11 protein-coding genes are annotated in these 13,467 nt (G+C 60.0%); 8 read left to right on the top strand and 3 right to left on the bottom strand.

The window, feature by feature from the left end:
- Positions 1 to 10: 10 nt before the first annotated feature.
- The 5 genes from HJB82_RS29610 to HJB82_RS29630 all read left to right on the top strand — a co-directional run bounded on the left by HJB82_RS29610 (position 11) and on the right by HJB82_RS29630 (position 7,808).
- On the top strand, positions 11 to 1,216 hold the full coding sequence (locus HJB82_RS29610; RefSeq protein ID WP_221142291.1) for an ABC transporter substrate-binding protein: 1,206 nt from the start codon (positions 11 to 13) through the stop codon (positions 1,214 to 1,216).
- Positions 1,217 to 1,304: 88 nt separating this feature from the next.
- A complete protein-coding gene (locus tag HJB82_RS29615; RefSeq protein WP_221142264.1) occupies positions 1,305 to 2,438 on the top strand; it encodes an ABC transporter ATP-binding protein in 1,134 nt (377 codons plus the stop codon).
- 292 nt (positions 2,439 to 2,730) lie between these two features.
- The gene (locus tag HJB82_RS29620; RefSeq protein ID WP_221142265.1) at positions 2,731 to 3,234 is read left to right on the top strand and encodes a hypothetical protein; all 504 of its coding nucleotides are present in this window, start codon (positions 2,731 to 2,733) and stop codon (positions 3,232 to 3,234) included.
- Between the two features lie 358 nt (positions 3,235 to 3,592).
- Entirely contained in the window at positions 3,593 to 5,896 is a 2,304-nt protein-coding gene (locus tag HJB82_RS29625; RefSeq protein ID WP_221142266.1) for an ATP-dependent endonuclease, read from the top strand.
- Entirely contained in the window at positions 5,883 to 7,808 is a 1,926-nt protein-coding gene (locus HJB82_RS29630) for a UvrD-helicase domain-containing protein (RefSeq protein ID WP_221142267.1), read from the top strand. The genes HJB82_RS29625 and HJB82_RS29630 overlap by 14 nt, the downstream gene beginning before the upstream one ends.
- A gap of 374 nt (positions 7,809 to 8,182) precedes the next feature.
- Here HJB82_RS29630 and HJB82_RS29635 read toward each other — a convergent pair whose 3' ends face one another.
- Genes HJB82_RS29635 through HJB82_RS29645 form a run of 3 tightly spaced genes read right to left on the bottom strand, consistent with a single transcriptional unit; the run spans position 8,183 to position 11,272 of the window.
- On the bottom strand, positions 8,183 to 9,283 hold the full coding sequence (locus HJB82_RS29635; protein ID WP_221142268.1) for a D-TA family PLP-dependent enzyme: 1,101 nt from the start codon (positions 9,281 to 9,283) through the stop codon (positions 8,183 to 8,185).
- Positions 9,284 to 10,759 carry a M81 family metallopeptidase gene (locus tag HJB82_RS29640; RefSeq protein ID WP_221142269.1) on the bottom strand — a complete coding sequence of 492 codons (1,476 nt, stop codon included), beginning with the start codon at positions 10,757 to 10,759 and terminating at the stop codon, positions 9,284 to 9,286.
- Positions 10,760 to 10,789: 30 nt separating this feature from the next.
- A complete protein-coding gene (locus tag HJB82_RS29645; RefSeq protein WP_221142270.1) occupies positions 10,790 to 11,272 on the bottom strand; it encodes a hypothetical protein in 483 nt (160 codons plus the stop codon).
- 111 nt (positions 11,273 to 11,383) lie between these two features.
- Between HJB82_RS29645 and HJB82_RS29650 the strand changes: the two genes are divergently transcribed.
- From HJB82_RS29650 to HJB82_RS29660, 3 genes are read left to right on the top strand one after another with little or no spacing between them, the layout of a single operon-like run.
- On the top strand, positions 11,384 to 11,773 hold the full coding sequence (locus HJB82_RS29650; RefSeq protein WP_221142271.1) for a RidA family protein: 390 nt from the start codon (positions 11,384 to 11,386) through the stop codon (positions 11,771 to 11,773).
- A 21-nt stretch (positions 11,774 to 11,794) separates the two neighbouring features.
- Entirely contained in the window at positions 11,795 to 12,658 is an 864-nt protein-coding gene (locus tag HJB82_RS29655; protein ID WP_221142272.1) for a MurR/RpiR family transcriptional regulator, read from the top strand.
- Positions 12,659 to 12,683: 25 nt separating this feature from the next.
- Positions 12,684 to 13,460 (top strand): SDR family oxidoreductase, encoded by a 777-nt coding sequence (locus HJB82_RS29660; RefSeq protein ID WP_221142273.1) that lies wholly within the window; start codon positions 12,684 to 12,686, stop codon positions 13,458 to 13,460.
- Positions 13,461 to 13,467: the final 7 nt, after the last annotated feature.

Raw genomic sequence — 13,467 nt, forward strand, 5'->3', positions numbered from 1 at the left:
GACAGGCCTTATGGCGCTCGCTTTGCTCGGTTCGACGGCACTGACCGCGGTCACTGCCCATGCAGCCGACAAGGAAATCAGCTGGATCTATTGCGGCGACACGATCGACCCGGTCCACACCAAATACATCAAGCAGTGGGAAGAAAAGAACGCGGGCTGGAAGATCGCCCCCGAGGTGGTCGGCTGGGCGCAGTGCCAGGACAAGGCAACGACGCTTGCCGCCGCCGGCACGCCGGTTGCCATGGCCTATGTCGGCTCGCGCACGCTGAAGGAATTCGCCCAGAACGATCTTATCGTTCCGGTGCCGATGACCGACGACGAGAAGAAGGCCTATTATCCCCACATCGTCGACACCGTGACCTTCGAGGGTAACCAGTGGGGCGTTCCGATCGCCTTCTCCACCAAGGCGCTGTACTGGAACAAGGATCTCTTCAAGCAGGCCGGCCTCGACCCCGAGACGCCGCCGAAGACCTGGGCCGAAGAAATCGAGATGGCCAAGACCATCAAGGAAAAGACCGGCATTCCGGGCTTCGGTCTCTCCGCCAAGACCTTCGACAACACCATGCACCAGTTCATGCATTGGGTTTACACCAATAACGGTGCGGTGACCGATGCCGAAGGCAAGGTCACGCTCGACAGCCCGCAGATTCTCGCCGCGCTGAAAGCCTATAAGGACATCGTCCCCTACTCCGAAGAAGGCCCGACGGCCTATGAGCAGAACGAAGTCCGCGCCATCTTCCTCGACGGCAAGGTGGCGATGATCCAGGCCGGCTCCGGTGCAGCCGACCGTCTGAAGAAGACGCAGATCAGCTGGGGCATCACGACGCTGCCGCTCGGTCCCGACGCCAAGGGCCCGGGCACGCTGTTGATCACCGACAGCCTGGCGATCTTCAAGGGTTCGGGGGTCGAGGACAAGGCGATAGAATTCGCCAAGTTCATCACCTCGCCTGATGTCCAGCCGGAATACGAGCTGCAGGGCGGCGCCGGCCTCACCCCGCTGCGCCCCTCCGCCAAGGTCGACGAGTTCGTCGCCAAGGATGCCAATTGGAAGCCTTTGATCGACGGCATCAGCTACGGTGGTCCCGAGCCGCTGTTCACCGACTATAAGGGCTTCCAGAACTCGATAATCGAGATGATCCAGTCGGTGGTAACAGGCAAGGCCGAGCCGGAGGCAGCGCTCAAGAAGGCTGCCGGCGAAATCGAAGCCTTCAAGTAAACCTCTCCTGGGGTCGCGACGGCATCAGCCGCGGCCCCTCCCCTATCATGATCGAACATGCGACCAGGCCGCCGGTGGAGACAGATTTTTGGGACAGCTCCTTCTCAACAAAGTTCAGAAATTCTATGGCGACTACGAAGTTCTGAAGGGCGTGCAGCTCGATGTGAAGAACGGCGAGTTCGTCGTCTTCGTCGGCCCGTCCGGCTGCGGCAAGTCCACCCTGCTGCGGATGATCGCCGGCCTCGACGCGACGACGGCTGGAGATATCGTCATCGATGGCGTCAGGGTCAACGACCTGCCGCCGGTCAAGCGCGGCATTGCCATGGTGTTTCAATCCTATGCGCTCTATCCGCACATGACCGTCTTCGAAAACATCGCCTTCCCGCTTCGCGTCGAAAAGATGGAAGAGGCAAAGCTCAAGGCCAGGGTGGAAAATGCGGCGCGCATCCTTCACCTGGAACAACGGCTGCAGCAGAAACCCGGCGTGCTGTCCGGCGGCCAGCGCCAGCGCGTCGCAATCGGCCGCGCCATTGTGCGCGAACCGAAGATATTCCTGTTCGACGAGCCGCTGTCCAACCTCGACGCGGCGCTGCGCTCCGACATGCGCATCGAGCTTGCCAAGCTGCACCGGGCGTTGAAGGCGACGATGATCTATGTGACGCACGACCAGGTCGAGGCCATGACCATGGCCGACCGTATCGTCGTGCTCGACGCCGGCGACATCTCCCAGACGGGGGCGCCGCTGGAGCTTTATCACAAGCCGGCCAACCAGTTCGTCGCCGGCTTTATCGGCAACCCGAAAATGAATTTCCTGCCCGTGACCTGCAAGGGCGCCAGCGCCGGCGGCGTCCAGGTGGAGTATCTCGGCCAGACGGCCGTTCTGCCGGTGACGCCACGTGACGGCATGGCCGGCAAGACGCTGACCCTCGGCATCCGCCCCGAACATATCCAGCTCAACGGCGGCGATATCGTCTTTACCGTGACGCCGACGGTGATCGAGCGCCTCGGCGCCAATACCGTCGCCTACGCCTCGCTCAACGGCGAGTCCGAGAATTTCTGCGCTATGCTGCCCGGCAGCGTCGGCATCCGTCCGGACGCGCCTGTTTCGACCGGCATCAATGCCGCCGATTGCCATCTCTTCGACGAGGCAGGCATAGCCTTCGAGCGGCGTGTGGAACTGACCGAAATCGATATGAACGTGATCAACCCGACGGCGGCGTGAACCGACTGGCTCTGTTTCAGCGGTTCGTCTTGCTAGGGGTCGGGTCGGGGCGAAATGACACCTAGGCAACTGCGGCTGACCGCCGGCAGGAGTCGGGCTGTTTTTCACTATACGAACTTCGTGAGGATTCGTGCGCCAAAGAGGTGGGAAAAACAGGCCGCCGGCAGTGAACTCAACTCCACCTTGTCGTCGTTAAATTGTAACTGCGTGCCACCTGGCCTAAGCGATAGCGTTCTTGTAATGCCTCAGTTCAAGTTCCAAAAACAGTCTACATCAATCAAATGGATCTCTAATGAGTGCGCGCCTATCGACGGCCATTAGAATCGGGGAAGCCGCAAAGGCGATTTTTCGAAAAACTCAGAGCTTTCCAGGCCCAGAATTCGGAAAGCATGCAGACCTCCGCGAAAGCGAACACGTCGGTGTTGAACCGATGCTTTTGGCGCTTTCGATGGAGTTAGCACTCAAAGCGTGGTTCGTTTTCGACTACGACGATCCAAAGGTTGTCAAATCGCACAACCTGATGAAACTGTTTGATAGCCTGAAGCCCGAAAGCCAAGAGAAACTCGACGCGGAGTTCAGAAGGTCAGTGGTCCCGTACTATCCCAACGGTTTCTTCATCGACCACAGCATTCGTCACATTCTGGATCAGCATCAAGATGCCTTCACCGACTGGCGCTACCTTCACGAGGCAAAGAAATCGATGATGTTTGATCAGGGTGCTTTTGAGGCAACGCTCGAAATGGTGCTCCGTGAGTTCGAGAAGAGATATCGCATTGAGCGGGTGAAGCCGCTTTAGCCATCGTGAAAGCAGTCCGGATTGGGGAAGCCCTGGTGCGGCGTTGAATATTCATTTCGAGCGGTAGCTTCGGCACAGAAACTTTCCTCCGCGGCGAAGGGCTAATGACCGCAATGGGGCCGTGAGTGGACTGGCGGCTTTTGATTGCTATCTGGATAGCTGTCTTGCGCCTGCCTTCGAGAGGGCAGTTGCCGGCCCAGCGTCGGCCATTCAACGGACTTAGGAAAATCGTCTGCTCCTGCAAGAAACTGCCATTCGGCCGGTAGGGACAGCCGTCTGGCATAGTGCCACTTTAGCCATTCTGCGGAGGCTTTTGTTCTCCAGCGCTCATGCTAAGGTTGCGCACTCAGGGGGAGCTATGCGGATCAAATTCGTTGAAATCTCAAATTTCCGTAAATTGAAGTCGACCCACCTCGACTTGGACAAAAAGACGACGATTCTGGTTGGTGCTAACAACAGCGGCAAAACGTCCGCGATGGTGGCTCTGCGCATCTTCCTCCTATCGCCGATCCGGCTTACGCTACGCGACGTGACGATCGCCAATTGGACGAAGATCGATCTCTTGGGAGACGAGTGGGAGGCGGATGCGGAGGCGACCGTCGATTTGGACCTGCTCCTTCCGTCGCTCGACGTCTGGCTCGACGTTCCGCTTAGCGAAATTCAGCACGTGGTCCACGTCCTGCCGACGCTGGATTGGTCCGGCGGGATGCTCGGGGTGCGGCTCACCTATCGGATCAAAGATCTCGACAAGCTCAAGACCGAGTACCTCGCGCAGCGCAGCGCCGCCCGCGATGCGTCTACCACCAGCCCGAACGGTGAAGTGATCAAGATCGCGGTGTGGCCGCGTAGCCTTACCGACTTCCTGGAGCGACGACTGCGGGCACATCTTGAACTATCGGCCTATCCGCTCGACCCGGCCGCTGTCACGCTGCCGGGCAGGAACGGGCTTGCAACGCCGCAGATTCTGCCCGCCAGCACGCTGGCATTCGATCACCCCCCGTTTAAGAACCTTATCAAAATCGATGAGATCGCCGCGCAACGCGACTTTGCGGACGCAGGGAGCAACGATGGCGGAGAGGACAAAGGGGAGGCCACCGCTCGTCGTTTCAAGCGGCGCCTATCGGATCAACTGCGCTCCTACTACGACCGGCATCTCGATCCGTCGAAGACCCCTTCCGACAAGGACTATGAGGCACTCGGCGCGATCCAAGCGGCCGAACGCAGCTTCGACGCGCGCCTTGAGGCAGGCTTTGCTGCCGCATTCGAGGAGCTTGAAGACCTGGGATATCCCGGCATGAGCAACCCCAAGCTCAAAATTTCGACACTACTTCGAGCGACTGACGGACTGAAGCACGGCTCGTCGGTGCAGTATCAGGTGGCGGATCCCTCGGGCGACGGCACTAAGACACTCAAGCTCCCTGAGGACTATTCTGGATTGGGTTATCAGAATTTGATCGCCATGGTGTTCATGCTGATGGGCTTCCGCGACGAGTGGATGCGTGTCGAAAAAGCGGGCATTCTCGAAGGCTCGGATGTCTCGCACGAGATCCAGCCTCTGCATCTCGTGCTTGTCGAGGAGCCTGAAGCCCATCTTCATGCGCAGGTACAGCAGGTCTTCATCAACAAGGCCTATGACCTTCTTAGAAAGCACTGCGATCTCGGTGCCGGAGATACCTATTGCACCCAGCTCATTGTCAGCACTCATTCAAGCCACGTCGCGCACGAGGCGGATTTCGCAAACCTGCGGTATTTCCGCCGCCGGCCTGCCGTGAGCAAGGGGGAAACCCCGACAACGACAGTCGCTAACCTTTCCCATATTTTCGGTGACGGCGACGACACGAAGCGCTTTGTGAAGCGGTACCTCAAGGCCACTCACTGCGATCTCTTCTTCGCGGATGGGGTCGTCTTCGTCGAGGGCCAGGCCGAGCGCATCCTCGTACCCCACTTCATCCGTCATCACTTCCCTGAGCTATCACGCCGCTACGTCACTCTGCTTGAACTCGGCGGTAGCCACGTTCACAACTTTCGCGATCTGGTCGACGCCCTCGGGATCGCGACGCTGATCATCAGCGATCTCGACGCGACAGTGGCGACTAAAATAACCGACAAGAATGGCCAGGAAACGACGCGTTGGAAGTCGGCGCGTCCCGAGCAGGGTAAAGCGCAGCAAACAGCGAACTCGGTGCTGAAGGAGTGGCACCCCAAGAAGAAGATGATCGACGAACTGGTCGCACTGCCCGCCGACGGCCACGCATCGACGGCGGGCTGCGACTATGAACTCTATGTCGCCTATCAGAAGCCGGTCAAAGTCGAGGGCGCAGGCGACGGCTACAGCCTCGCAATCCCTCGGACCTTTGAAGACGCGCTAATCCTGGAAAATCTTCCGGCCGTCGCGAAGGTCGAAGGTTCGGTCACGTCAGCCAAGATCCGTGCCATCGTCGCGGAGGGGCTGTCTGGCAACGACCTTGAAGATGAACTGTTCGAATTGCTGAAGACGGCCGAAAAGGCAGCGTTCGCGCTTGATTGTTTAATGCTTGAAGATCCCAAGGCCTTGAAGCCCCCGAGCTATATCGCGGCCGGTCTCAAATGGTTCGAAACGGCGGTTGGCATAGATATCTTGGGAAGCGAAATAAAAGCGGGACAAGCCAATGGTAGCGATTGAGACGGCGCCGCCGGACTTCGATGACGGTGCCGATGCGCAGATCCGGAACTGCCTGAATCCCGCCGACCCCAAAAGCTTCTTCCTCTATGCCGGCGCCGGTTCCGGCAAGACGCGCTCGCTGAAAAATGCACTCGATGCGTTTCGTGAAGACTATGGCGCAGCGTTCCGACGTTCGGGCAAGAAGATCGCAGTGATCACTTATACGAATGCTGCGGCCGACGAGATAGCTGAGCGTGTCGGGGAGGACCCGCTGTTCCCGATTTCGACGATCCACCGCTTCTGCTGGCGGCATATCGAAACCTATCATGCCGACATCCAAGCTTGGTTGCTAAAAACGCTTCCGACTGACCTTGCCGAACTCCATGAGAAGCAGGCAAAGGGGCGGGCCGGCACCAAGGCAGCGTTGGACCGCGAACGCGCCATCGCATCAACCATGCGGCGCCTCGAATGGCTCAGCGTTCCCCGGCGTTTTACATACAACCCCAATGGCGACAATTTCGGCCAGGACTCTTTGTCGCATTCTGAGGTTCTGAAAATCACAGCGGCCTTCATTGAAACCAAACCGTCGATGCGAGCGGTTCTCGTGAACAAATATCCCTTCCTGCTCATCGACGAGAGCCAGGATACGAACAAAGGGCTGCTCGAATCGTTTTTTGCGCTTGCCGCTGCAAACAAGGGAAAATTCGGCATAGGCTTGTTTGGGGACACCATGCAGCGCATTTTCCTCGATGGTCATCCCGAGCTGGAGCGTCTGGTGCCCGAAGATTGGGCTCGCCCGGCAAAGCGGTTGAACCATCGCTCGCCCCGGCGCGTGATCGCGCTCGGCAACGTGCTGCGTGCACCCGTCGATCGCCAATGCCAAGTGGCCCGCGACGACAGCGAAGTCGGAATTGTCCGCCTCTTTGTCGCACCTAGCACCACGCCCGACAAGCCAGGTTTGGAGCGATGGGTTCGCGAGCAGATGGCCGATCTGTGCGACGATTCCCAATGGAGAGATGAGGCGGAGGTCAAAGCGCTCACGCTCGAACATCATATGGCCGCATCGCGACGTGGATTCCTTGAAATGTTTCAAGCGCTCGATCGGGACTCGCGCCTCTCGACGGGGCTGCGGACCGGGGAGATTGCAGGGCTGAGGCTATTCACCGAACGCGTCGCTCCGCTCGTCGCCGCGGCGCGTGCGAAGGATGGATTCGCGGTCATGGCTCATCTGCGCGCGACCTCGCCACTTCTCAAGCGGTCAGCCATTTCCCAAACTTCGACCCCGGACGACCCGCTACTGCCGATACGCGCCGGCGTGGATGCTCTGCTCGCCTTGAATCCCGAGAGCCCTGCGACCGGTTTCCTCGCCGTGCTCGAATGCGTTGCCGAGCACCGGCTATTCGAGATTCCTGCCGCACTGCGCCCTTTTGTCGTCGATGATCCTGATCCCGCGACCAAGGATCTCGAGCCGATCACCGACGACGAGGCGTCAGACAACGAAGACGAGACTGCAGAGGCGTCTCCCGCAAGCCTCGACGCTTGGCGAGCATTTCTGGAGACACCCTACTGCCAGACGATTCCATACGCGGAATATGTCAGCGACCGCGGGCCCTTCGGCACCCATCAAGGCGTTAAGGGTCTTCAATTTGAGCGCGTGCTGGTGATTCTTGACGACAGCGACGCGCGGGGCTTCCTATTTTCCTACGACAAATTGTTCGAAGCCAAGCCGCACTCAGACACGGATCGCAAGCATCTTGCTGACGCCACCGATGGCGGCATCACGCGAACGCGTAGACTCTTGTATGTCACCTGCACGCGTGCTGAGAAGAGCCTGGCACTGGTTGCTTATACCGAGGATCCCGACGCTCTTGTTGCGGCCGCGATGCGCAACCAATGGTTTTCTTCCTCGGAGATCGAACGACTTGAAGGCTGATTTTTGTGTCTTGCGGCATAACGCAAGGTCTTTGCGGTGCGACCAGACTCATCTGGGCTTTTGGGATCGTAGGGACAACTGGCCCGGCACAGCAACGACAATGCGCACCGGGTGGCGCCCCTTCGATGTGAAGGTCGGCTGGTGTCCACGTTGATCTAAGCGCCTGCTGGCGATCGTGAATGAATGGCAGCTTCTGGGAGAGGAGGCTGGGCCACTACTGAACGATGAAAATGAGGGCGAAAGAAGTCATCCGCCGCGCGCACGTCTTGCGATATCAGCGACTGCATTCTTGCTGATACCGAGATCGCGAGCAATTCACCAATAACTGCGGCCTTCCGTGCTCAGGGCCATTCGCCCTCAACCGGAACCGACCCCTACCAGACGAGGCCGCGGGCGCTGACCTCTTCGACGCGGGTCACGACGCCGCCGCGATGAAAAACCATCGTATCGAACAGGTTGGACACCACGCAGGTGTGGTTCGGGATGATGAAGAGCTTCTCGCCGATCTGCGGCCGGGGGGTGGTGCAGTTCGATAGGTCGATCACGCCATGTTCTTCCGAGAGGCTGCTGATCCGCGCTTGGGGATAGCCGACGATCAGGCCGTAATCGCTAAAGCCCTGAAGATCCGAGGTCAGGGCCTTCGAGCCGGCGTCGATGACGGCGCGGTCGGCGTTTGGCCGTGAGACGACGGTTGCCAGCACATGCATGGCGCAGTCGTCCTCGCTGCAATGGCCCATGCGCACCATCTGGCGATCGTTGTAGATATAGGTGCCGGCGCGGTGTTCCGTCGCCGATTTGACGAGATGCGCCTCGAACAGGCTTGGCGTTCCGCCATTGCTGACGATCGGGCAGGTTATGCCTTCCGGTTTCAGGTGGTCCAGCGTTTCCACGATGAAGGCTTCGACGGCGGCGGCCGATTGCGGCTTCGGATAGGTGACGATGCCGCCGAAGGTGAGGCCGTCGGCAGCGGTTATGCGTTTGGCGAGCGAGGCCGCTTCCTCCGGCGTCTGCACGCCGCAGCGGCCGCCGCCGGTGTCGCATTCCACCAGCACCGTGATCGGCTTGTGGCCGGAAAAATGCGCCGCCAGCCCGTCGACCGTCGTTTCGCTGTCGGCGACGACCTTCAGGGCCGGGATTTTCTCGTTCAGCCTGGCCAGGCGCTCGAGCTTCTGCTGTCCGAGGATGTTGAAGGTGATCAGGATGTCGCCGAAGCCGGCTTCGGCAAAGACTTGCGCCTCGCTGATCTTCTGGCAATTGATGCCCCTGGCGCCCGCGGCAATCTGCGCGACGGCCAAAGCCGGAATCTTGTGCGTCTTGATATGCGGGCGAAAATTCAACCCGTGTTCGTCCATATAGGATTGAACGCGGTTGATGTTGGCAGCCAGCCGGTCTTCGTCGATGACAGGCCGCGGCGTCGAGAGATCGGCGATCCTGTCTCCTGCCTTGGCGACGACGGCAAACCGGGCATCATGCATCTAGGCGGCTCCGCGTTCTCTACCATGTGGATCGGCGACGATCGGCCATATGGTCTTCGGCGCCCGCTTGTACGGCGTCGTCGCCGGATTATTGGGATAGGGCGTTCCGGCCGAGCAGTAAAGGATCTCGGCGGCAATCCTGGAGAAGGATGCGAAGAAGTGGTTGGTGGATTTGATCACCAGGATCTTCTGCTTCTCGGGATCGATGCCCATCACCGAAAACAGGCTCGGATCGAAGCTTTGCGCACGCGTCGAATTGAGGATGATGTCGATGCCGTTGAGCACGATATGGGCGGCATCGCCGAACGGCGCCAGGCTCTCGCCGAACCGCATCTCTGCATTCCTGACCAGCTTGACGACCTTCACCGTGCCGTCGATCGGATTGCCGGTACCGGGCGCCGACTTGGCGCCGAAGCGCAGCGGAATTTCCGCCCCCTCGCCTGCCGCAAAACAGATCTGCACGGCCACCGGATCCCAGATGGTGCCGATAGCCGCATTGGTGACGCCGCGGGCCATGAGTTCCGCGAGAACAACGGTCGCGTCCCCGGCCGTGCCGCCGCCCGGATTGTCCCAGACATCGGCGATGATGACGGGCCATGCGGTTGAAGCAATCGCGCGCGCGACGGCTTGCCTTTCGTCGATCTGCGGGACCATGAAGGTGCCGCGCTTCGAAAACAGCTCAAGGCCAAGGTCGCGCGCCAAAGCCGCGCCCTTTTCCGGCTTGTTGTCGGTCACGACAAGCAGCTTCGTCCCCATTTCGGGAACGTCGCCGACCATGAAGCCGTGGATCACCGAGATCGACAGAACGTCCGGATCGGTCTTCTCGATCTGCATGATTTTGTCGACGAAGGAGCGCATCGGTTCGCGCGATGTCGGGAAGACGTCGATCATCCGGCAGTCGAACACTGAAATGACCGGTTTGACCCGGCCTTCGAGCGTGTCGACCGCGATGCGCCAGAGATCTTCGGCGCGGTCGACGAAGTCCGTATGCGGGAATTCCTTGAAATAAACGGCGAAATCGAGCGCCGTGACGCGTTTTGTCGTGAGATGGCTGTGCGGATCGAGTTCGGCGCAGATGAGGACGTCAGGCCCGACGATGTCGCGCATGCGCGAGAGGAAATCGCCTTCGGTGTCCTCATATCCGGCCGCCACCATGGCGCCATGCAGGCCCATGACGATGGCGTCGACAGGCATTGCCGCGCGGAGTTGGCCGAGGATTTCGTCACGCAATTCCTCGTAGGTCGCCCGGTTGACGAGGCCCGCGGGGTCGGCCCAGGTCGCCGTTCCCTCGATCAGTTGCCAACCCTTTTCCGCGGTGATGCGCCTTCCGACGGTGATCGGCGCGGTGCAGAGCGTCGGGGTTTCCGGATGTTGGCCGGGCGGCGCATAAAGCGAGGCTTCGAATGCGCGGCGATCCACGCAGATCGGGGAAAAGGTGTTGGTCTCGGTCGCCAGTGCTGCGGTGAAAATGCGCAAGAAAGTCGCCTTCGTGTTGTCGGCCCTGCTTTACCCCATCGGGTTCGGCAGGTAGCCGGTGAAACCTGAGATTTTCCAGCGCCCTTGGTGAAGCCTGCAATAATAGAGCGTCTGCCATTGCAGGACGTCGCGGGTGTTGTCGCTCTTGGTGATGCCGCCGTCGAATTTCTTGCGAACGAGCGCCATTTCGCCCTCGATCTCGATATCCTCGAGCGTCGTCGTGGTGAAGATCGCCGTGCGCGCATCTTCCGCAAAACTCTGCTCGGCGAAATCTTTTGCCTGCCTCAGCCATTCCTGGCGATAGGCCGACAGCGTCGGAAATGCCAGCCGCCACCTGTCGGGGCTGACCTGCTTCTGAGCATCGATGCCGATGAAGCCCTCTTCGACGAAGTCATGCTCCACCATCGACCAATCGGCGGCCAGAAAGGCATCGATATCGCGCGGAACGAGCATTTCCCAGATCGCCTGCCGGGCGCTGTCGGTGGGGAAAGGATTCTGGAAAGGATCGCGCATATCAGCCCCGGATTGAAATTCTTTTCATAATTCATGTTTTTCACTGGCCAAATTCTGCTTTCTATGGTCCTTTGTCAACTTATCAAGAAAATAATTTGCAAGGACTTCAGCATGCCCATCAAGCGCTATGGCACTGTTCAAACGGGGGCCGGCGGCAAGGCGCTGCCTTTCGCGCGTGCGGTCGAAGCCGACGGATGGCTCTATGTTTCCGGGCAGGTTGCAATGGAAGATGGCGAGATCATCGACGGCAACATCATCGCCCAGACCCACAAGACGATCGCCAATGTTCTTGAGATTCTCGAGGAGGCTGGATACGGCGTCGAGCATGTCGTGCGCGTCGGCGTCTGGCTCGACGATCCGCGCGACTTCTGGACCTTCAACAAGATCTATCAGGAGTATTTCGGCGAACACCCGCCGGCGCGTGCCTGTGTGCAATCGTCGATGATGGTCGATTGCAAGGTTGAGATCGACTGCGTGGCCTATAAGAAGAAGGATGCTTGAGGAATAAGGGTGGGAACGGGCTTGGATATCTTTTCGACATTGCAGGAAGATAAGAGCAAGCTCTCCCCCTCCGAGAGCCGCATCGCGGAGATCATCGTCAACGACTTCGAGTTCGCCGTGAACGCCTCGATCATCGAGCTCGCGGAACGGGCCGAGGTATCGCCGCCGACCGTCACCCGCTTTTGCCGGCGGCTGGGCTGCGAGAGTTTTTCCGACTTCAAGGTGCAGCTCGCCCGGACCGCCCATATCGGCGTTCGCTATCTGAAACCGGAATCGAAAAGCACCGATCCGGCCGATGTCGCCCAGGATATCATCACCAAGGCCCAGAACGCGCTGTTTCTGCTGCACCGGTCGCTCGATCTGGCGGCGATCGAAGCTGCCGTTTCGTTTATCGCCAAAGCCGATATGATCTACGCCTTCGGCTCGGGCGGCAATTCGTCGATGATCGCCGACGAGCTGCAGAACCGGCTCTTCCGTCTCGGGCTTCGCATCACCGCCAGTTCCGATCACAGCATGCAGCTGATGATGGCGGCCGCGGCGAAGCCTGGCGACGTGCTGATCGGCTCGTCCTTCTCAGGGCGCAACATGGAGCTGGTGCGGGCCTTCGAGCTTGCCCGCGGGGGCAAGGTGAAGACGATCGCGCTGACCCAGACGGCAAGCCCGGTTGCCAAGGCTGCCGAAATCGTCGTGCCGATCGACCTTCCCGAAGGCAACAACATCTATCGCCCGACCTCGACACGCATCGCCTATATCGCGACGGTCGATATTCTGTCGAGCCTGGTCGCCTATGCGGTGCAGCCGAAGGCCACGACCACGCTTCGGCGCATCAAGCAGCAGCTCGTCATCCACCGCGACGGCGACGACCGGCAATTGCTTGGAGATTGAGGTTCATGAACGGGAGCGATAGAAAATGACGAAGTCGATAGCGATCGTCACCGGCGCTGCGGGCGATATCGGTGCGGCGATCGCCGCGCGGCTCGCCAATGACCATGATGTCGTGTTTCTCGCCGATATCGATGCCGCCGCTGCGGCTGCCGTGGCCTCAAAGCTCGGGCCGGACAATCGCTTCGTGGCCGTCGGATGTGACGTGACCAGCGAGGCGAGCATTGCGGAACTGGTCAGACGCGCCGCCGACGCCGGCGTGGTGCGAACATTGGTCAATAATGCCGGGGCGGCCCGCGCCACCAGCCTGCACGAGACGACGCCCGAGATCTGGCGGGCGGACGTTGCGCTCAATCTCGAAGCGGCATTCCTGTGTTTCCGTGCCGTCGAGCCGATGCTGAAGGCTTCGAAGGGGTCCGTCGTCAACATCGCCTCAGTCAACGGCATGAATGTCTTCGGACACCCGGCCTATAGCGCCGCCAAGGCCGGCCTTCTGCACTTCACCCGGCTGGTGGCCGTCGAATACGGCAAGTTCGGCATCCGCTCCAATGCGGTTGCACCCGGCACGGTGAAGACGCAGGCCTGGGAGAAACGCGCCGCCGCCAATCCGAATGTTTTCGAGGAAGCCCGCCGCTGGTATCCGCTGCAGCGGGTCGTCGACCCCCAGGATGTCGCCAATGCCGTTGGCTTCCTTGCCGGTCCGCTTGCCGCAGCCATATCTGGCGTCTGCCTGCCTGTCGATTGCGGCCTGACGGCAGGCCAGGCCGAGCTGGCGCGGACCTTCTCCCAATCGGAACATTACTGACATTCAG

The sequence above is a fragment of the Rhizobium sp. NZLR10 genome, from assembly GCF_019685125.1.
In the GTDB taxonomy this organism is placed as follows: Bacteria; Pseudomonadota; Alphaproteobacteria; order Rhizobiales; family Rhizobiaceae; genus Rhizobium.

What these genes read in the sequence shown, in the direction of transcription:
- HJB82_RS29610 (WP_221142291.1), top strand. Translation starts at nt 11, where the DNA reads ATGGCGCTCGCTTTGCTCGGTTCGACGGCACTGACCGCGGTCACTGCC.
- HJB82_RS29620 (WP_221142265.1), top strand. Translation starts at nt 2,731, where the DNA reads ATGAGTGCGCGCCTATCGACGGCCATTAGAATCGGGGAAGCCGCAAAG.
- HJB82_RS29625 (WP_221142266.1), top strand. Translation starts at nt 3,593, where the DNA reads ATGCGGATCAAATTCGTTGAAATCTCAAATTTCCGTAAATTGAAGTCG.
- HJB82_RS29630 (WP_221142267.1), top strand. Translation starts at nt 5,883, where the DNA reads ATGGTAGCGATTGAGACGGCGCCGCCGGACTTCGATGACGGTGCCGAT.
- HJB82_RS29635 (WP_221142268.1), bottom strand. Translation starts at nt 9,283, where the DNA reads ATGCATGATGCCCGGTTTGCCGTCGTCGCCAAGGCAGGAGACAGGATC.
- HJB82_RS29645 (WP_221142270.1), bottom strand. Translation starts at nt 11,272, where the DNA reads ATGCGCGATCCTTTCCAGAATCCTTTCCCCACCGACAGCGCCCGGCAG.
- HJB82_RS29650 (WP_221142271.1), top strand. Translation starts at nt 11,384, where the DNA reads ATGCCCATCAAGCGCTATGGCACTGTTCAAACGGGGGCCGGCGGCAAG.
- HJB82_RS29660 (WP_221142273.1), top strand. Translation starts at nt 12,684, where the DNA reads ATGACGAAGTCGATAGCGATCGTCACCGGCGCTGCGGGCGATATCGGT.